Source organism: Candidatus Thiothrix sulfatifontis (genome assembly GCA_022828425.1).
In the GTDB taxonomy this organism is placed as follows: domain Bacteria; phylum Pseudomonadota; class Gammaproteobacteria; order Thiotrichales; family Thiotrichaceae; genus Thiothrix; species Thiothrix sulfatifontis.
In genome coordinates this window covers 190992-211181 of sequence record CP094685.1, presented here as the reverse complement: position 1 = coordinate 211181, position 20190 = coordinate 190992, and the positions used below count along the sequence as shown (strand labels likewise).

Here is a 20190-nt window from a genome sequence, read left to right as displayed (position 1 = left end):
TAAAGATTACTCATGGTGCACGATTTTTCGGTTATTGTCACGCAAAGCTAAATTAGCCAAAAGTACAGAATGCCACAGCATTTTAGCGGTGCTCAGCCGGATTTGCGCACGACCAAAAAGGCGCGGTGCATTCCCGATAAGGCATACGCGGCAGATTCTGCGGTATGCCCAACGCCGGTGTAGAGGTCAAAACGCCCTTTGCCTTGAATCGCGCGGCCATGATCTTGCGCAAACAGAAGCCGCCATTCCGTGCCGTTTACCTTTTGCCCCTGACTGTTCACGCGCGGTAATTCGGCGAGTAATACGGAACCGTGCGGGATGTAGCGGCTATCCACCGCGACAGTATGACCGGGGATCACGGGCATTCCTGAGGCGGTTTTTGGCAAGCCTTGGGTCTCATGGAAAAAGATATAACGCGGATTGTTTAACAGGGCTTCACGCATAATCTGTGGGTGCTCACGTAACCAACGCCCGATATTTTCGTGGGTCAGCTTGCCAATATTGTAGCCTTTGGCTTGCAGATACGTGGAGACGGGGCGGAAGTCTTTGCCATTGTCACCGGCATAATCCAAAGTGCTGGTACTGCCATCCGTGAAGTGAATTTCCGCAGAACCTTGTACCTGCGCCATATAAAGCAGGTAAGGGTCGGCTACCCAAGCCACTTCTAAGCCTTGGTTGGCTAAAGCGCCGCCTGCAATTTCGGCATGACTTAAGCGGCTGAGCTTGCCGTTGGGTATGCCGAATACCGGCACTCTGAATTGCGCGGTACGCGTGCGGCTTCCGGTTAAAATGGGGGTGTAGTAACCCGTGAATTGCCCGGCTTGTGTTTGCTGAGCCGTGAGCGGGATCAGCTCAAATTGCTGCCGGAGTGTCGCCGGAAACAAATCACCGCGCCAATAAAGCAATTGCTGGATGGTTTCCAGCAAGGTTTTAGTGGCGATATTGCTGCCTAAAGGGGCTTGACGTTCCCACAGGCCTTTGCCTTCGAGTGAGCGGGCGAGGTCGCGTAATCCCGCTTCAACCGGGCTAATTGCAGCACTTGGCTGGGAATAGGTCGCCAGTTGCAGCCGTGGTTGCCAAATGCCTGCACGACTGGGTGCAAACTCACCGCGTGGGGGTGGGGGCTGTGACCACGACTCCCAAATGGGCGGGTTGGCGTGAGTTGGTATAGCCGCACTGGTGAGCACGCCCACGAGAATGGTAGTCGCTAGACGACATGAAATCATGTAAACACCCTTGGTTTTATTGTCATTATGGGTTTGTGGAGTAACTGGCATTATGAGGCTAGTAGTGGGGGGCGTGAAGGCGTGAACGGTACAATCGGATAAGTGGAGAAACTTATAGAATTGGTTTTGTTTATTGGCTATGATTGAATTTGTAAGCTACGTATCAAAATAACAAGCTTAACCAACAATAAAGACAAGAGCGCTGGGGCTATGAACACTATGAGACACAATCGACTCACGTCATTGGGTATTGCGTTAATGCTTGCCTATGGCACATTGGTGCACGCCGCACCCACCTACAACGCTAACGCCAGTACCGCTGACATCACCAGTTTTCTGGATGGACCCGGCTTATCCGTCACTAACCTTTCGATTGCACGCGGTGTCGCCCAACAGTACGGCGTTTTCAGCAACGGCGGCGACGTTTGGGGGGTGAAAAGTGGTGTGTTTTTGAATACGGGGAATCTCGCTAGTATTCAAGCCCCAAACAACGGTGCAGCTTACTCGCACAACACTAAAGTGCAGTACCTTGACCCCGATCTTGGCAAAATCAGCGCTAAGGCCAAATACGACCCCGCGATTATTGAATTTGACATCACCCCGCTGGGCGATCGGCTTAACTTCGTGTTTGCGTTTGGTTCGGACGAGTATCCTGAATACGTGTGCAGCAGTTTCAACGATGCCTTCGGTTTGTTTGTTTCCGGCCCTGGCTTATCGGGAACACAGAATGCCGCCTTTTTGCCAGATACTGGCGATGCCATCGCGGTGAATAACGTTAATGCCGGTGCGCCCGGTGCGAGTGCGGATGGCGCGGCTTGCAATTTGAACAATGTCGCTTACTTTGTGGATAACGGCAATGGCGGCGGCAGCCCCTCAACGCAATTGGACGGTTACACGCGTCCCCTTACCGCGTCATTAGGCGGTCTGACGCCGGGGCAAGCTTACCGTGTTAAACTGGCGTTGGCGGATGCGGGCGACCCGGCGTATGACTCTGGGGCATTTTTTAAGTGGCTAACGAGCACCCAATCCACACCCGTGGATTTGTCTTTGCAGGCGGCGGTGAATACCGCGAATCCGGCGTGGAACAGCGAAATAGAACTGAGTTATACCCTGAAAAATGCCACGGCAACGGCGACGAATTTGGTGCAGGTGGGTTTGGAATGGCCGGTTGGGTTGACGTGGGTCAGCGATGATTCGGGCGGGCGTTACAATGCTGGCAGCGGCGTATGGGACGCGGATGCGGTTCCGGCGAACGGTTCTAAAACCTTGAAAATTCGTGCCCGGGTGGGGACGGCGAGCAGTTATCGCGTTGACGGGGAAATTACCTTTGCGTTCAATGAAGATCCCGATTCGACGCCTTTTAACCGCGCCAGTCGACCGAGTGAAGATGACACCGCTGATGTCACTTTGTATCCGGTGGATAAGCCTGCGAATCAGCCGCCTGTCATCAGCAGTAATGGCGGGGGTGCAAGTGCCGCCCTGTCTGTTTCCGAGGGGCAAACAGTCGTCACTACGGTGAAAGCCACCGACTCAGAAGGCAGTTCCATCAGCTATAGCATGAGTGGTGCGGATGCCGCCCGCTTTGCGCTAAATCCGACGACGGGGGCGCTGTCTTTTATCACGCCGCCCGATTATGAATACCCCATTGATGCGGATAAAAACAACAAGTACGAAGCGGTAGTGACGGCGAGTGATGGCAGTTTAACCGATACCCAAGCATTAACGGTGCAAGTGCTGGATGCGGGTGAAAATGCTGCGCCACACATTACCAGCAATGGCGGCGGTACCAGCGCGACGCTTAGCTTGGATGAAAATGTAACAGCGGTAACTAAAGTCACCGCAACTGACCCTGATGGCGATTATGTAACCTTTGATATCGTTGGTGGCGTGGATGCCAACTTATTTAAAATTACCGCCAGTACCGGCAGGTTAAGTTTTATCAGCGCCCCGGATTACGAAAAGCCGCAAGATGCCAACCGTGACAACACTTATGAAGTGGAGGTCAGGGGTAGTGACAGCGTGTTAAGCGACACACAAACTATCCGCGTGCAAATCCTCAATGTGCAAGAAGGCAAACCGCCGCTCATTACCAGCAACGGTGGCAAAGCCACTGCGAACATCAGCGTGCCTGAAAATCAGCAAGCGGTGACGACTGTGACCGCCACGGATGCCGATGGTGACACCGTTACCTACCGTTTATCGACGGGCGCGGATGACGGGCTGTTTCAAATTAATACCAATAGCGGCAAATTAGCCTTCATCAAAGCGCCGGATTATGAAACGCCTAAAGATGCCAATCAGGATAATATCTATATTTTAACGGTGATTGCGACGGATGGCGTGTTTGAAACCACACAATTGTTATTCGTCACCGTAACGGATAGCGTGGAAAACGCTGCACCCAAAATTATTAGTGATGGTGGTGGCGTGAGCGCTACCTTGAGTGTGGAAGAAAATCAAAAGATAGCAACGATTGTGACGGCTACCGATGCAGACGATGATGCGATTACCTACAGCATTAGCGGTGGCGCGGATGCGGCGTTATTCCAGATCAGCAGTGGCGGCACGCTCAGTTTTGCGGTAGCGCCCGATTATGAGAAACCGCAAGATAGCAATAAAGATAATATCTACGTGGTCACAGTGACCGCCAGTGATGGCACACAGCAGGTGACACAAACCCTTAATTTAGTGGTGACGGATGTTTTGGAAAATTTGCCGCCGGTGATGACCAGTCATGCAGGGGCAGCCAGTGTCTGCTTAGACGTCGAGGAAAATAAAACCTTGGTCATGGTGGCGACAGCAAACGACCCCAATGGCGAAGCCTTGACGTATAGCATTAGTGGCGGTGCGGATGCGGCGTTATTCAAAATTAATGCGGCGACTGGACTACTGGAATTTATTGCGACCCCCGATTATGAACTTCCCAAGGATGCAGACAAAAACAATACGTATGCGGTAGTGGTCAGTGCGACAGATGCAGGTGGTTTGAGTGCGACGCAAAGCATAACCGCCAAAGTGACCAATATTGATGATGTACCTTTCGTCAATGTGAGTCTGCGGGCGTGGTTGCAAGGGGCTTACAAATCCACTGATAAAATGATGCGCGGGGATTTGCACCGTTTGGGGTTAATGCCGCACTTACAACCTTATGGGGAGTTGAAGACAGCATTCGGTTATGCAACCTCTTCCGATATGGTGTCACCTTTCGATTACAAGGGAACGGAAACCGCATCGGCGGCGGTGTTAGCGGCAACGGGAGGCGATGCGCCGGTGGATTGGGTATTGGTGGAATTGCGCAATGTCTTCGACCCTGGTAAGCGGGTAGCGGTAGCGGCGGGCTTGCTGCAACGTGATGGCGATATTGTGGATGCCGCCACTGGCTCCAAAGTGTTGCCAATTACCAATGCAGACGACGGCCTGTATTACATCGCCATACGTCACCGTAATCATTTGGCGGTAATGACCAAAGAGCCTGTCAGTGTTAGCCGTGGGATACCGGCGGCGGTAGATTTTACGGCACTTACTACCAAAGTGTATGACAGTGTTGGGGCACGTTTGGAAAGTTCGGGCGTTGCATTGATGTGGGCGGGAGATGCCAATAATAGCAATACGATTATCGCGAGTGGGCCGGGTAGCGATAACAGTGTGTTATTGGGAGCCGTTTTGGTCGCGCCGGAAAACACTAATGTGAATGCGGCGTTTCGATTGCCGGGTTATTATTCCACCGATTTCAATCTGGATGGCACTACACTTTATACCGGCCCGAATAATGACATCAATTTGATGTTGGGCAATATTTTGATGCATCCCGGTAATGCCAGCTTTAGCGGCAATTATATTATTCGCGGGGATGCACCGCTCTAACTGTTGTTGCGCAGGTTGCCAGCGGCAAGCGGCTTACACTATAGTAAGCCGCTTATAGATTACCCCTCACCCCTGCCCCTCTCCCTCAAGGGGCGAGGGGAATAAGGCATAAACGGAGAAACCATGTCGCAGGCTGATTCCATCCATACCCTGTCCTTGAAGGGCATTCACGACGGGGTGCATACGGGCAAATTTTCTGTCATGGAAGCGACCGATGCGTATCTTGACCGCATTGAACGCTTCAACCCTGAATTAAATGCCTACATTACTGTCACCCGCGAGTCTGCTCAAGCGCAAGCCGTGGCCATCGACAACCGCATCCGCAAGGGCGAACTCACGGGTGCAATGGCGGGTGTGCCGTATTCCCTCAAAGATTTGTTCTGTTCGGAAGGCGTGCGGACTACGTGCGCTTCTAATATGCTGTCAAATTTCATCTCACCGTATGACGCGCACGTCGCGGCAAAGCTCAAAGCGGCAGGCGGGGTCTTGCTCGGCAAGAACAATATGGATGAGTTCGCGATGGGGTCTTCCAACGAAACCTCGGCGTTTGGGAATGTGCGTAATCCTTGGGATACCACCAAAGTACCGGGCGGTAGTTCGGGCGGCGGTGCGGCAACGATTGCGGCACGGCTGGCTCCGATGACGTTGGGGACGGATACGGGTGGTTCGATTCGCCAGCCCGCTTCATTCTGCAATATCACTGGGATCAAACCGACCTACGGGCGTATTTCGCGCTACGGCATGATTGCGTTTGCGTCTAGCCTTGATCAGTGCGGCCCGATGGCACCATCGGCGGAAGATTGCGCGATTACGCTGAATATTATTGCGGGCTTGGATAGCCGCGATTCCACCAGCGTCGATTTGCCGGTGCCGGATTACACTGCCAATCTCAATGGTTCGTTGGAAGGCTTGCGGATTGGTTTGCCGAAAGAGTTTTTCGCGGAAGGGCTGGATGCGCAGGTCGGAGCAGTCATTGACCGTGCGATCAAGCAGTTCCAAGCCAAGGGCGCGATTATCAAGGAAGTAACCTTACCAAACAGCCACCTTGCCGTACCCGTGTATTACGTGGTTGCACCTGCTGAATGTTCTTCCAACCTGTCGCGTTTTGATGGGGTACGTTTCGGACACCGTTGTGACAATCCGAAAGATTTGATGGATTTGTATGAGCGCAGCCGCTGGGAAGGCTTCGGCGATGAGGTCAAACGCCGCATTATGATCGGCACTTACGCACTTTCCGCAGGGTATTATGATGCCTATTATCTGAAAGCGCAGCAGGTTCGTCGGCTGATCAAACAGGATTTTGAAGCTGCATTCAAGGATGTGGATGTGATCATGGGGCCGTCTTGCCCGACCACCGCCTTCGGTATCGGTGCGAAAAAAGATGACCCGATTGCGATGTACCTCGAAGATTTGTACACCATTCCGGTCAGTTTGGCAGGGTTGCCGGGGATGACTTTCCCCATCGGCTTTGCGGCAGACGGTTTGCCGGTTGGGATGCAATTGGTCGGCAATTATTTCGAGGAAGCGCGGATGTTGAACATTGCGCATCAGTACCAACAATGGACGGACTGGCACACCCAAGTGCCAGCCCAGTTCGCGTAAGGAGGCTCGCATGACTTGGGAAACCGTTATTGGTCTGGAAATTCACGCCCAGCTTGCCACCCATTCAAAGATATTTTCGGGTTCATCGACCGCATACGGCGCAGAGCCGAATACGCAAGCCAATCTGGTCGATTTGGGGATGCCGGGTGTTTTGCCCGTCCTCAACAAAAAAGCGGTGGAATTGGCGATCCGCTTAGGCTTGGCGATTGATGCCGAGATTGCACCGCGTTCGATTTTTGCGCGTAAAAACTACTTCTACCCTGACTCGCCCAAAGGTTATCAGATTAGCCAGTATGAGCTGCCCATCGTTGGCTTAGGTCACATGGACATCCAACTGGAAAACGGCGACACCAAGCGGATTGGCATTACCCGCGCCCATCTGGAAGAAGATGCGGGCAAATCGCTGCACGAAGATTTCCAAGGGCAAACCGGGATCGACTTGAACCGTGCCGGTACGCCGTTGCTGGAAATCGTTTCCGAGCCGGATATGCGCAACGCCAAAGAAGCCGTGGCTTACATGAAAAAGCTGCACGCACTGGTACGTTACCTCGGTGTAGGCGATGGCAATATGCAAGAAGGCTCGTTCCGTTGCGATGCCAACGTGTCGGTGCGTCGCCCCGGTGCAGAATTTGGTACACGTGCCGAAATCAAGAACTTGAACTCGTTTAAGTTCATCGAACGCGCCATTAACCACGAAGTAGAACGTCAGATCGACATTATCGAATCCGGCGGCAAGGTGGTGCAGGAAACGCGCTTGTACGACCCGGACAAGGACGAAACCCGTTCGATGCGCAGCAAGGAAGACGCTAACGACTACCGTTACTTCCCTGACCCCGATTTGCTGCCCGTGGAAATCACGCCTGCGGATATTGAAGCGGTACGCGCCACGCTGCCGGAATTGCCGGATGCCAAGAAACAGCGGTTCATGGCGGAATACGCGTTGACTGACTACGATGCCAGCTTGCTGACGCTTAGCCGTGAAGTGGCGGATTATTTCGAGGCAGTCGCGCAAGGTTGCGGTGATGCGAAACTTGCGGCGAACTGGGTGAATGGCGAGGTCAGCAAAACCTTGGCAGACAACGAGATGGAGATTGCGGCTGTTCCAGTGAGCAGTGCGGCGTTGATCGAATTGCTCAAGCGCATTCAGGACAATACCGTTTCCAACAAGATTGCCCGCGATGTATTTGCAGCCATGTGGAACGGCGAAGGTTCAGCCGATGCGATCATCGACAAGAAAGGCTTGAAGCAGATTACCGATACCAGCGCGATTGAAGCGGTGATTGATGAGATCATTGCGAATAATCCGGGGCAGGTGGCGGAATACCGCAGCGGTAAGGATAAACTGTTCGGCTTCTTTGTGGGGCAAGCGATGCGTGCTTCCAAAGGCAAAGCGAACCCGAATACCTTGAACGATATTCTGAAGCAGAAGCTGGAGGGCTGAGCATGGCAATTAGTGAAGCTGAAGTGAAAAAAGTAGCGCGTTTGGCGCGTCTGGCAGTGCCGGATGATCGGTTGGAGGCGTACACGCAAAACTTGTCCAACATCCTGAGTTTGGTGGATCAGTTGAGTGCGGTGGATACCACGGGTGTTGAGCCGATGGCGCATCCGCTGGAGATGATGCAACGTTTGCGTGATGACGTGGTGACGGAAACCGATCATCGGGAAAAGTATCAGGCGATTGCGCCGGAAGTCGAAGACGGCTTGTATCTGGTACCAAAGGTTATCGAATGAGCGATTACAACCCTTATGAGCCACCTAAGGCGGATTTAAGGCTCTCTCCTGAGCCGGTTAGTCAGTTAGTACTATTGCCTGAGCCGCGCTCTTTGCCGCTAAGTGCAGGTATTGCGTTTTGGTCAGCAAGCTGGCGTATGGTCAAAAGTAACTTGGGGATGTGGATACTCATCACGGTGTTGTTATTCGCGTTGCAAGTGGTTTTAGGATTTGCTATTTCACAAACCCTGTTATGGAGTGGTTATCTGTTAGTTTTGATGGTTGCTTCGGTTATTTCAACCGTATTAACGGGTGGTATTCTGATCGGTGCGCGAGCAGTGGCTGACGGGCAATCCTTGCAAATTGAGCATTTGTTTGCAGGTTTTGGGCCTAGCCTGAAGCCATTGGCTCTCTTGGGTGTGGTGAGTTTCGGGCTTTCTCAGTTGGTTGAATACCTAGTGAAGGCGGTGATCGGCATTGATATGGATGGCCTTGCGAATGGCACGGTCTTGCCGACGGAAATACTCAGTGGGATAGCGCCAGAACAGATTGCCTTGGTGGTGATTTTATACTTACTGGTGATGATGCTATCGTGGTTCACCGCACCGTTAGTGGTTCTGAATGATGTGCCGGTACTACAGGCGTTTGTGTTGAGCTTTAAAGGTTGCTTACGTAACCCGTTAGCCTTGATTGTGTATGCATTGGTGCTGATGCTACTGATTGTGCTTGGGGCAATTCCCTTGATGTTAGGGCTATTGGTCGTGATTCCTTTGCCACTGATTGTGCTTGGGGCAATGTGGCTATTGGTCGTGATTCCTTGGTGGTTCATGAGTATTTATGTGTCTTACCGGCAGATTTTCCTGACGTAATTACGCTAGGTTAGTGTGCTTATTGTGATAAAAAAACCCGCGTTTAGCGGGTTTTTTGTTCTTTCGTGAATCAATTAATTTTATTAAGGATGGGTAAAGTTGTTCTGGTCTATTAATAGCGTTAATTATTCAAATGAAGATGCTGTTTACACGAGGGGCTTAGAACATGCGCATTCGAGCGTGGGGAACACTTTTCGCACTGGCAGTGGCACTCGGCACGTCAGGATGCAGCCAAACCATTCATACCGCCAAAGACGATGACAGCGATGATTTACTGTTTGGTTACAATAAACCGACCGTTACCAAAAATAAAACAGCGACTAAACAAGCCCAGCATCCATCAAGTGGCGGCAGACAAGTGGCGATACAAGGCCAAGCTTATCGACCCGCCGTTGGTACTGGGGTATCGGGGATGCCCGCCTTATCCACCCAAGAATTGTTGCTCATTGCCGATCACATCTTCAAAAATGAAAGCGGTAGTGACCCTGACAAGTTAGTGCATTGGAACGATGGCGAAAATTTTGCGTCCATGGGCTTGGGGCATTTCACTTGGTACCCGGCTGGGCGGGCGGCACGTTTCGGCAATACCTTCCCGGATTTATTGGGGCATTTGCAATCCAACGGCGTGCAATTGCCGGTATGGGTGCAGCAAGCGCGTTACCAAGGTGCGCCTTGGCGGACGAAGGCGGAGTTAATGCGGGCCAAACACACCGGGCAAGTCCGTGAGTTGCAAGATTTGTTGTACCAAACCCGTTTATTACAAGCCGCGTACATCGTCGAGCGCGCGCGGCGTGCGATGCCGAAATTGGTGAATGCTGCCCCCGCGCATTCACGCAGCCGCGTGGCACAAAATCTGAATGCGATTGCGAATACTCCCGGCGGTTGGTATGTGTTGGTGGATTACGTCAACTTTAAAGGCGAAGGTTTGAATACCTCCGGCGGTTATAACGGTCAGAACTGGGGCTTATTGCAGGTGCTGGAAGACATGCAACCGAGTCAGCCGGGGCAACAATCACTGCATTTGTTTGCGGATGCCGCCACCCGTGTTTTAGAGCGGCGAGTACGCAATTCACCACCCGCCCGCAATGAAACCCGTTGGTTAGCAGGTTGGTCAAAACGCATCAATACCTACCGTTATTCTAACGTTTAAATACGCACAGTAGCGCTCGTCGGGTAATACAACGCAGCGAGCGAATTTGCATTATAGTCCCACCAAAATACATAAAAATAAGAGGGATTGATTGATGAAAGCAAAAGCCGTTATGGTCTTGGCTGCGATTGCCAGTGCGGGCTTGGCTGCCTGTAGCCCTAGTTCTCAAGCCGTGCGCAGCGCTGATGCTGGTGTGATGCCGCCTACAATGAATAATCCTGCTGCTCAAAGTGCTTCACACTATTCATCGCAAAATATTTCACGCCAAGCGCCAGTGGCAAGGAATGGGATGCCGGAATTATCCCCGGTAGAATTGCAAGTCATCGGCGATCAGATTTTCAAAAATGAAGGCGGTGGCAATGTCAGCAATTTGGTGCATTGGAATGAGGGCGAAAATTTTGCCTCAATGGGCATTGGTCATTTCACTTGGTATCCGGCGGGTCGTCAGGCACGTTTCGGCAGTACCTTTCCAGAATTGCTGAGTTACATGCAAGCACGCGGGGTGCAAGTGCCTGCATGGTTGCCGCGCGAAGGCGCACCGTGGGGCAGCAAAGCCGAGTTGATGCAAGCCAAGCAAACGCCGCAAGTGCAAGAGCTGCAAAATTTCTTATACCAAACCCGTTTATTGCAAGTGCAATTCATTGTGGATCGCACCCGCCGTGCCATGCCCAAGCTGGTGACAAATACGCCCAATCAACTGCGCCCGCACGTGGTGAGCAACTTGAATGCGGTGGCAAATACGCCGGGTGGCTGGTATGCACTGATCGACTACACCAATTTCAAGGGCGAAGGTTTGAGCCGCAGCGGTGGTTACAACGGTCAAAATTGGGGCTTGTTACAAGTGTTGGAAGAAATGCGTCCGGCACGTCCTGGTGAGCAAGCTTTGCACGAATTTGCCGATGCTGCGATGCGCGTCTTGGAGCGCCGGGTACGCAATTCGCCGCCTGCGAATAACGAGCGGCGTTGGTTGGCTGGCTGGTCTAGCCGGGTGAATACGTACCGCCGTTTGTTGGCTTAGTCCAGAAACGCATTCACGGCAGCGCTGAATTCAGCAGGGGTTTGCACGTGCGGTAAATGCCCCGCCGCATCAAGTGTGGTTAATACCGCCTGCGGAAAGGCTTGGCGAATGCCGTCAATATCCACGTCTTGGATGTAATCGGATTGCCCGCCGCGCACAAACAGCGTCGGCTGGTTAAAGGCGCTTTCCGATGCTGGAAAGCCCGATATTTTCAAATACTGTTTGGCAATTTCCGGCAAATTACACTGCCAGAAAAAGGTGCCGTCGGGATGCCGCCCCAAGTTTTTCAGCAAGAAACCGCGCTCCAAGGGGTGATTGACGGTACTGCTTAACCATTCATCGGCTTGTTTGCGGCTGGTGAGCGTGGTGAGTGGCAAGTTTGACATTGCTTGTAGCAACGCTTGGTGGCGCGGCGGGTAGGTTTTGGGCGCAATATCAACCACCAGCAAGCGCCGTACCCGTTCGGGGTGTTGTAGCGCCAGCGTCATGGCAACCTTGCCGCCCATCGAATGCCCCATCAAATCGCAGGGTGGCATGGCTAACGCATCTAACACTTCCAGGACATCGGTACTCATTTGCTGGTAGGACATGCCAGGCACGTGGGGTGAGTCGCCGTGATTGCGTAAATCCAGCGCTAACACGGCGCGTTTTGCTGCCTGCCCGCGTGCAAACGTTTGCCAATTTTCCAGCGATCCTAACAAGCCGTGCAGCACCACCAGCGGCGGGCTGCTGCCTGCTTCGCCAAACAAGCGGTAATTCAGCACGCGAATTCACGCCCCATGGCAGTAATCCCGTCCAAAATCTCGGCACGCGCTGCTGCACTGAGTCCGGGCACATGGTAGTAAATGCGGTGGCGCACATCTTTAATGCCGCAGAAAGCCAAGGTGCCATCCGTGACCGGGCGGTAGATCAAGTGTTCAGCATCCGTTTGGCGGAAAAAGTCTTCGGTGCCGCCTGCGGTGATTAATACCAACGCCCGCTGGTGTTGCAACAAGCCTTTCACGCCTGCTTGTGAATATTCAAACGCGGTGCCATTGGTTAATACGTGATCAAACCAGCCTTTGAGAATAGCAGGCCGGTCAAACCACCACAGCGGGTAAATAAAAACCAAGCCGTCTGCCCACAACAGGTCTTGTTGCTCGCGGCTGATTTTGTCGGGAATCACGCCGGTTTGCAGGACTGCCAAGTCGGTGGCGCGTAATACCGGGTCGAAATCTTCCGCGTACAGGTCTTTGACCCGTACTTCGTGTCCCCCTTCCAACAAACCTGCTTGACAATGTTCCAGCATGGCGTGGTTGAAGCTGCTAGGGTTGGGATGTGCGTAAACGATCAGAACGCGCATGAGTGTTCCTTGCTTAGAGTTAGAATTCGATCAGTGTAGGGTATCATTGGTAGGCATGGCTGCGGTAAACAATAACCCGGTATCAATGGCGTCAAGTGTATAGTTGGCGTTGCAAAATTCGCAAATGATCTCAATTTTTCCTTGCTCTTCGATAATGGCCTCGGCTTCGGTTTGACCGAGCGAACGCAACAGGGTTTCGACCCGCTCCCGGCTACAGGTGCAGTGAAACCGAATCGGTTTGGGGTCAAACAAACGCACATCTTCTTCGTGGAATAAGCGGTAGAGCAGGGTTTCCGGGGCAAGTTGTGCCAGTTCATCACGGGTGAGCGTGTCCAGCAAGGCCGAAGCGCGTTGCCAATCATCCGCATCGGGTTCGGTTTGCGGCAAGCGCTGCAATAAAATACCGGCGGCAGCGCTATCATCCGACATTAGCCACAGGCGTGTCGGCAATTGTTCGGAACGTTCAAAATACGCCTCCAGTGCGACGCCGAGGGAATCACCTTCCACCGGAATCAAGCTTTGGTAACGCTCATTGCTCTGGTGCGATTCTAAGGTGATCGCCAGTTGTGCGTCGCCAAACAGGTCGGGCAAACGTGTGCCGGTGGCTTCGCGGCTCCATTGCGCTAACCCACGCACGGTACCCTCTGCCGTGGCTTGAATCACCAGCAAATGAATCGGGCCATCACCGCGAATTTGCAAGGTGAGGGCGCCATCGTGCTTGATGGTGGCGGCTAATAACACGGCGGCGGTGACGGCTTCGCCTAGGATGGTTTTCACAAAGGCGGGGTAATCGGCACGTGCTAAAATTTCTTGCCAAGTTTGGTCTAGGTGTAACCATTCACCGCGCACATGCGCTTGTTCTAACATAAAACGTCGTAATGTATCGGCTGACATATTTTCTATTGACCTCACGGGTGAGAATTGCTTTCTAAATGCGGCTTAATCTGCTACAAAGCACCCATTTTAGCCGGATGGTGAACTTATCACACAAGTCGGCTTGCCCAAAGTGGCAGTGGTTGTTACATTTAGCGAATTATTTTTGGGTGTTGCCCAGAGTTTGGCCTGTTCGCTGAATAACGACAGACAACACAGGACGTGTTCAAGTCCTCCCTTTATTAGTTTTAAGCCGGATTGATTAGATTATGTTCAAAGCCTTATCAGGTTTATTTTCCAATGATATTTCCATTGACTTGGGCACCGCCAATACCCTGATTTATATGCGTGGCAAAGGTATTGTACTGGATGAACCTTCTGTTGTTGCTATCCGTCAAGACCGGGGGCCGGGTGGTCCGAAGTCGATTGAAGCGGTAGGAACCGAAGCCAAGAAAATGCTGGGGCGCACCCCGGAGAATATCACCGCGATTCGCCCCATGAAAGACGGCGTGATTGCAGACTTTACCTACACTGAAAAAATGTTGCAGCATTTTATCCGCAAAGTGGATGCGGGGCGTATTTTGCGCCCTAGCCCGCGCGTGGTGATTTGTGTGCCGTGTGGTGCGACCCAAGTGGAACGCCGGGCGATTAAAGATTCTGCACTGGGTGCGGGTGCGCGTAAAGTTTACCTGATCGAAGAGCCGATGGCGGCAGCGATTGGCGCGGGCATTCCGGTCGATGAAGCGATTGGTTCGATGGTACTGGACATTGGCGGCGGTACCTCTGAAGTGGCGATTATGTCATTGCGCGGGATTGTGTACTCGGCGTCAGTGCGTATCGGCGGCGACCGTTTGGATGATGCCATTATCAGTTATGTGCGTCGCAATTACGGCATGTTGATCGGTGAAGCCACGGCGGAACGGATTAAATGCGAAATCGGTTCGGCTTACCCCGGCAAGGAATTGCTGGAGATCGAAGTCAAAGGCCGCAACCTGTCAGAAGGCGTGCCCCGCAGTTTCACCCTGACCAGCAATGAAATCCTCGAAGCGTTGCAAGAACCGCTGTTTGGCATTGTGAGCGCGGTGAAAACGGCTTTGGAACAAACCCCACCAGAATTGGCTGCTGACGTTGCCGACCGTGGCATTGTGTTGACTGGCGGTGGCGCATTATTGCGTGATTTGGATCGCTTGTTGATGGAAGAAACCGGCATTCCTGTGGTGATTGCGGATGACCCGTTGACCTGCGTGGCGCGTGGTGGCGGCAAGATTCTGGAAATCATGGAAGAAGAAGGCGTCAACTTTCTCGCTACCGACTGATTAGTCCCCGGAATCACCAGCAGCAGCGGAGGCGACCATTAACGATACCAATTATCATGCCACGCCGGGATTTTCGTTTCGGTTCATGGTATTAATCCTTGTGGCATTGGTGCTGATGGCGGTGGATAACCGCAATCCAGCGTCATTGTCATCTGTGCGTATTTTAGCGACCATGATGGTCTACCCGCTGCTGTACAGCGTTGATTTCCCGCAACGGGCTTATCAGCGCTCCAGTGGGTTTTTCTCAGCGCAACGTCAGTTAGCGGATGAAAACCTGACTTTAAAGCAGCAGGTACAAGTTTTTTCGGCTCAACAGCAAGATTTGAACACAGTACAGGCTGAAAATCAGCGTTTACGCGCCATGTTGAATGCCGCGCCGCGCGAAACTTACACTTTTCTAATGGCTGAAATTTTTAGGGTTGCGCAAGACCCGGTACGTGGGTTAGTGACGCTCAACAAGGGCAGCCGCGATGGTGTGAAAGAAAGCCAAGTGGTGTTGTACGGCAATAAGATTTACGGGCAGGTGGTGAGCGCAACGCCATTTGATGCCAGCGTGATGCAATTGATCGATCGCGAGCATTCCATTCCTGTGCAAAATCAACGCACTGGCGAGCGCGGCTTGGCAAACGGTCACGGACGCGGTATGCCGCTGGAAATCAAAAATTTGCCCGCCAGCAGCACCGTTAAAGAAGGCGATGTGTTTGTGTCGTCCGGCTTGGGCGGATTATTCCCCGCCGGGTATGAAATTGCCAAGGTGTTGCCCAAAGGCGTGGAATTCAAGCAAGGTGATCTGTTTGCAACCGTGTGGGCGATGCCCTTGATCGATTACGAGGCCGTGCGCGAGGTGCTGTTAGTGTGGGGAAAGCCGACAGATGACGTTGTTGATGCTGCCGTGCCATCGCCAGTAAAAGGGGAGTTAGATGCCCGTTAAAGATCCCCGTTTTCCCGGTGCGGTGTTACTCACGTTGATTTTAGCCATGGTGTTGCTGGTGATTCCGCTGGGTGATGCGTTGTCTGCTTGGCGGCCTGAATGGGTGGCGTTGACGTTAGTGCATTGGGCACTGATTATTCGGGATCGCATTAGCTTGATGATGGTGTTTGCGATTGGCTTGATCGTCGATGCTTTGTACGGTTCGCTGTTGGGGCAACACGCATTGGGTTATGTGTTGGTAACGTATTTGGCGGTGCGTTTAAGTTTGCGCATGACGCCCGAAGCTTTTATGCAGCAATTGGCGCTGTTGTTCGCGATTCTCGGTGTTTATATGTTGGCGAATTTGTGGATGCTGCAAGTGACGGGCGGTAGCGGTGCTATCGGTTGGCTGTATTGGGCGTCTTTGTTGAGCAGTATTGTGATCTGGCCGGTCTACCATTCGCTGCTGGGGTATTTTCATGTGCAACGCAAAACCCTTTAATCAACGCCTGCTTTAGGTAAATTATCATTGCGCGGGTCATTTTGCTACTGTGATAACCACAGAGCCAAGTCTCGACCAAGAGGAATTCAGATCATGTCTACAAATGCCTGCCAGGAATTGCCCTGTGCGGTTGCCGTTATGCCGGATGTTGCCAAGCAACCCCTCGCAGGTGCTAAAGGAACGCTCAATTGGGTAGGAATGAGCCAGATTGAGTTGCCGGTCTTTTTACGCAGCCCCAACGGTGAGCGGGTGCAAACGCTGGCACGGGTTCAGGCTTACGTTAATTTGATTGACCCCAACAGCAAGGGCATTCACATGTCGCGCTTGTACGTGGCGCTCGATACTCTCCTCGGTATGAATGATCTGACCCCCGAAGTTTTGCGTGCCACCATTGCCCAATTCGTCGATACCCACGGGGGCTTGAGCGATGCCGCTTATTTGGAATGCCGTTTTGACTATTTCGAGCGCCGCAATTCTTTGCTGAGTGCTAACAGCGGTTGGAAAAACTACCCCGTGAAAGTCGCTGCTACCTTGCGTAATGGGCAGCTTGATACCGAAGTCAGTGTGGAAGTGCCTTATTCTTCCACTTGTCCGTGTTCGGCGGCGTTAGCGCGGCAATTGATTCAAGAAGGTTTCCGCGAAACGTTTGGGCAGGATGCCGCAGTGGTGGATGCGAATAGCGTTTACGAATGGTTGGGAACGGCGAAAGGCATTAGCGCGACGCCGCACAGCCAGCGTAGCATTGCGCAAGTGCGGGTAAAATTGGCAGAAAAAGTACGCACACTGCCCATTACCAGCCTGATCGACCGGGTGGAAGCGGCGCTGAAAACCCCGGTACAAGCCACGGTGAAACGCGAAGATGAGCAAGAATTTGCGCGTTTGAATGCGGCGAATCTGATGTTCTGCGAAGACGCGGCGCGGCGCTTGAAAAATGCCTTGAACGACGATATTTCGGTGCGCGATTTCTGGTTGCGTGTCAATCACATGGAAAGCTTGCACGCGCATGATGCCGTAGCGGTTGTCGTCAAAGGCGTGGAAGGGGGCTACCGTGACGATCCGCGTGAATACGTTCACCCGAACTGATAGCTTGATGGAACACGTTGTGTTGGTCGATCAGCATAATAACGTTCTGGGTACTCTGCCGAAAAGCCAAGTGCATACGCTGGAAACCCCATTACACCGGGGATTTTCGGTGTTTATCTTTAATCAGGTTGGGGAGCTGCTGCTGCAACAGCGCAGTTTTAGCAAACTGACATGGCCCGGTTTCTGGTCGAATTCGTGCTGTGGGCATCCGGCATTGGGCGAATCGGTCGCAGAGGCGATTCAGCGGCGGGTGGTGCTGGAGTTGGGGATGCAGGTGCATGATTTGTGCGAAGCCTTACCCAATTTCCAGTACCGTTGTGAATACGGCGGTGTGGTCGAAAACGAAATCTGCCCGGTGTGGTTAGCGCGTACTGCGGATGAGCCGATACCCAATCCGCTCGAAGTCGCCGCTACGCGCTGGATTGCGTGGGAAGATTTCAAACAGGTATTGGCGGCGGATGTGGCGGGGCATTATTCGCCTTGGTGCAAATTAGAAACCACGTTGCTGGATAAATCTTGGTCTAATTCTGCTAACCGTTCGGGTGTCCCAATATCACGCCAGTCGCCCGCAAAATATTCCCCGCTGACTTGATGTGACTGCATCGCTTGGCGCAGTAACGGCGCGAGTGGGTGTTTGCCGTGTGGTAATTCGGCGAACAGTTCGGGGCGATAATAGCCAATGCCGCTGAAGGTATAACGCGGTTCGCCACTGCTGCTAACACGTCCTTGATTCAAGCCGAAATCGCCTTGTGGGTGGTGTGACGGGTTGGCAACCAGCACCAAATGCGCCAGATCGTGTTCCGCTAGGTGGGAAGGCAGGCACGGGTAATCGCACCACACATCGCCATTCACCACCAAGAACGGTTCGTTGCCTAGTAAATGTAGAGCTTTTCTAATGCCACCCGCCGTTTCCAGTGCGCCTTCCTGCTGCTCGTCGGAATAGTGCAAGTTGACGTTCCAGCGCGAACCATCGCCGAGGGCTTCGGGGATTTTCCAGCCTAACCACGCTAGATTGATCACAATGTCGCGAAATCCCGCATTAGCGAGTTTTTCGATGTGCCACACGATTAACGGTTTGCCACCAGCGGGTAGCAAGGGTTTGGGGGTGTGGTCGGTTAATGGGCGCATCCGTGTGCCGTGCCCGGCGGCGAGAATCATGGCTTTCATGCTGGTATGGCTATCATTAGTCGGGAATGTGAACAGTGCCGATGCGTTCGGGAATGCCTGCCCGCCGCATCCATTCGATCAATTCGCTGGTCTCAGAATAACGTGAGCCGATTTCGAGCACGTAACTCAGTACCCGTGGCAGGTCATCGAGATAGCCCGGTTTGCCGTCACGGTGATGCAGGCGGGCAAAAATCCCCAGCACTTTGAGGTGGCGTTGCAGCCCCATGAGGTCGAACCATTGCTGATAAGTTTGCTGGTCTACTGGGGGTAAAACGCCCAGCGCAATCGCCTCTTTGCGGTAACAATCGACCCACCATTCGACCTGCGATTGTGGCCAAACGATGTAGCAGTCACGCAGCAAGGACACCAGATCGTAGGTTGCAGGCCCTAACACCGCGTCCTGATAGTCAATAATGCCGGGGTTATTGGCGGTTGTGACCATCAGATTGCGGCTGTGGTAATCGCGGTGGACAAACGCGACGGGTTGCCCGATAGCCGATTCGATCAGGTCTTCAAAGGTTTGTTGAATCAGTTCGTGCGGTATTTGTTCATCGCTGAAGCCTAAGTGGGTTTTTAGAAACCATTCCGGCATTAATTCCATTTCACGGCGCAAGATGCGTTCGTTGTAAACCGGCAAGTGGTCACAATCGGCTTGCTGAAGTTGCAACAGCGCGTGCAGGGCATCGGCATACAAGTCTTTAACGGTCGCGGGGGTAAGCAGGCTCAAGTAGCTGGTATTGCCTAAATCTTCCAGCAGCAGAAAGCCATCCAGCAAATTTTGCGCCAACAATTGTGGGACATGGACGCCGGTCGCACTCAGCAAATGCGTCACTTCTACAAACGGGCGGATGTCTTCTTTATCGGGTGGCGCATCCATGCAAATGGCAGTGTTGTCGGTGCCACGGGCGCGAAAATAACGCCGAAAGCTGGCATCTGCCGAAGCAGGTTCTAAGATAGCGTGCTCCCAGTTAGGCAGGCTGTTGACCCACTGAGTTAATTGCTCAAGACGTGTATCCTGTGTCATAAATCTCGGCGTTTCCTAGCGTATTGATAGGTTATAAATAGTGTATCCTAACATGCTAGGCTTTCTGTAAATTGAACATTAAATCGGCAAAATATGCGTGATGATGAAGCGTTATGGCCTTCAACGGCCTATCACCAACAAGTGGAACAATTGCGGGGTTTGATTGGGCAACCGCTCTATGTGGTGGAAATCCATTCGACCGAAATCAACGCGGGCGTGCATTTTCCGGGTAAGCCTTTGGTGTTGCTGGCGATTGTGGATTTCCCCCGCCCTGACCCGTATCGGCAGCTTTGTCCGCATCTGTTGATTTTGGATGATGGGCGTGGGGTGAATTTGGGGCGGGTGGCGCGTATTAGTCGTGGGAGCGCTTACGCGCCAGCAGCGGATGACATTGTGTTTAGCAATCAAGAGTTTGTGGAAAACGTATTGTTTGCGCCGCGAAAATTAAGCCGTGCATTGGTGGCAGCCACGTCGCGGCTGGCATTGGGAGAGATGCTGGGGAAGACAGACGCTCCCCCAGCCCTAGAAAACTAG

The 20190-nt window shown here is 52.7% G+C and carries 18 protein-coding genes and 1 pseudogene; 13 read left to right on the top strand and 6 right to left on the bottom strand.

Annotated features, from left to right (window positions below; all coding sequences use genetic code 11):
* Positions 1-92 precede the first annotated feature (92 nt).
* Positions 93-1226, bottom strand: coding sequence for an MltA domain-containing protein (locus L3K52_01095; GenBank protein ID UOG92345.1), 1134 nt, complete (start codon positions 1224-1226; stop codon positions 93-95).
* A 210-nt stretch (positions 1227-1436) separates the two neighbouring features.
* Between L3K52_01095 and L3K52_01090 the strand changes: the two genes are divergently transcribed.
* The 7 genes from L3K52_01090 to L3K52_01060 all read left to right on the top strand — a co-directional run bounded on the left by L3K52_01090 (position 1437) and on the right by L3K52_01060 (position 11439).
* The gene (locus L3K52_01090) at positions 1437-5090 is read left to right on the top strand and encodes a choice-of-anchor L domain-containing protein (GenBank protein ID UOG92344.1); all 3654 of its coding nucleotides are present in this window, start codon (positions 1437-1439) and stop codon (positions 5088-5090) included.
* Positions 5091-5213: 123 nt separating this feature from the next.
* A complete protein-coding gene (gene gatA / locus L3K52_01085; GenBank protein ID UOG92343.1) occupies positions 5214-6692 on the top strand; it encodes an Asp-tRNA(Asn)/Glu-tRNA(Gln) amidotransferase subunit GatA in 1479 nt (492 codons plus the stop codon).
* Positions 6693-6702: 10 nt separating this feature from the next.
* Positions 6703-8133 (top strand): Asp-tRNA(Asn)/Glu-tRNA(Gln) amidotransferase subunit GatB, encoded by a 1431-nt coding sequence (gene gatB / locus L3K52_01080; protein ID UOG92342.1) that lies wholly within the window; start codon positions 6703-6705, stop codon positions 8131-8133.
* Between the two features lie 2 nt (positions 8134-8135).
* Complete coding sequence (gene gatC, locus L3K52_01075) at positions 8136-8423, top strand: Asp-tRNA(Asn)/Glu-tRNA(Gln) amidotransferase subunit GatC (GenBank protein ID UOG92341.1); 288 nt, start codon at positions 8136-8138, stop codon at positions 8421-8423.
* A complete protein-coding gene (locus tag L3K52_01070; protein UOG92340.1) occupies positions 8420-9271 on the top strand; it encodes a hypothetical protein in 852 nt (283 codons plus the stop codon). Before gatC ends, L3K52_01070 begins: the two co-directional genes overlap by 4 nt.
* Positions 9272-9437: 166 nt before the next feature.
* Positions 9438-10421: a hypothetical protein gene (locus tag L3K52_01065; GenBank protein ID UOG92339.1), complete on the top strand. Its 984-nt coding sequence runs from the start codon at positions 9438-9440 to the stop codon at positions 10419-10421.
* Positions 10422-10515: 94 nt separating this feature from the next.
* Positions 10516-11439, top strand: a complete 924-nt coding sequence (locus tag L3K52_01060) for a hypothetical protein (protein UOG92338.1) — start codon at positions 10516-10518, stop codon at positions 11437-11439.
* Here the strand turns inward: L3K52_01060 and L3K52_01055 are convergent.
* Genes L3K52_01055 through hslO form a run of 3 tightly spaced genes read right to left on the bottom strand, consistent with a single transcriptional unit; the run spans position 11436 to position 13675 of the window.
* A complete protein-coding gene (locus tag L3K52_01055) occupies positions 11436-12203 on the bottom strand; it encodes an alpha/beta fold hydrolase (protein UOG92337.1) in 768 nt (255 codons plus the stop codon). The genes L3K52_01060 and L3K52_01055 overlap by 4 nt on opposite strands.
* Positions 12197-12781 carry an NAD(P)H-dependent oxidoreductase gene (locus tag L3K52_01050; protein UOG92336.1) on the bottom strand — a complete coding sequence of 195 codons (585 nt, stop codon included), beginning with the start codon at positions 12779-12781 and terminating at the stop codon, positions 12197-12199. Before L3K52_01050 ends, L3K52_01055 begins: the two co-directional genes overlap by 7 nt.
* Positions 12782-12811: 30 nt before the next feature.
* Complete coding sequence (gene hslO / locus L3K52_01045; protein ID UOG92335.1) at positions 12812-13675, bottom strand: Hsp33 family molecular chaperone HslO; 864 nt, start codon at positions 13673-13675, stop codon at positions 12812-12814.
* Between the two features lie 248 nt (positions 13676-13923).
* Between hslO and L3K52_01040 the strand changes: the two genes are divergently transcribed.
* The 5 genes and pseudogenes from L3K52_01040 (at position 13924) to idi (ending at position 17916) form a co-directional block, all read left to right on the top strand.
* Entirely contained in the window at positions 13924-14970 is a 1047-nt protein-coding gene (locus L3K52_01040) for a rod shape-determining protein (protein UOG92334.1), read from the top strand.
* An 85-nt stretch (positions 14971-15055) separates the two neighbouring features.
* The gene (mreC, locus tag L3K52_01035; protein ID UOG92333.1) at positions 15056-15901 is read left to right on the top strand and encodes a rod shape-determining protein MreC; all 846 of its coding nucleotides are present in this window, start codon (positions 15056-15058) and stop codon (positions 15899-15901) included.
* A complete protein-coding gene (gene mreD / locus L3K52_01030; GenBank protein ID UOG92332.1) occupies positions 15891-16382 on the top strand; it encodes a rod shape-determining protein MreD in 492 nt (163 codons plus the stop codon). Before mreC ends, mreD begins: the two co-directional genes overlap by 11 nt.
* A 93-nt stretch (positions 16383-16475) precedes the next feature.
* Positions 16476-17465 carry a GTP cyclohydrolase FolE2 gene (gene folE2, locus L3K52_01025; protein UOG92331.1) on the top strand — a complete coding sequence of 330 codons (990 nt, stop codon included), beginning with the start codon at positions 16476-16478 and terminating at the stop codon, positions 17463-17465.
* Positions 17466-17472: 7 nt separating this feature from the next.
* Positions 17473-17916 (top strand): annotated as a pseudogene (gene idi, locus L3K52_01020) (isopentenyl-diphosphate Delta-isomerase).
* Positions 17917-17936: 20 nt separating this feature from the next.
* Here the strand turns inward: idi and L3K52_01015 are convergent.
* Positions 17937-18632: a nucleotidyltransferase family protein gene (locus L3K52_01015; protein ID UOG92330.1), complete on the bottom strand. Its 696-nt coding sequence runs from the start codon at positions 18630-18632 to the stop codon at positions 17937-17939.
* A 16-nt stretch (positions 18633-18648) separates the two neighbouring features.
* Positions 18649-19656, bottom strand: a complete 1008-nt coding sequence (locus L3K52_01010; GenBank protein UOG92329.1) for a phosphotransferase — start codon at positions 19654-19656, stop codon at positions 18649-18651.
* 93 nt (positions 19657-19749) lie between these two features.
* Between L3K52_01010 and L3K52_01005 the strand changes: the two genes are divergently transcribed.
* Positions 19750-20190: a hypothetical protein gene (locus L3K52_01005; protein ID UOG92328.1), complete on the top strand. Its 441-nt coding sequence runs from the start codon at positions 19750-19752 to the stop codon at positions 20188-20190.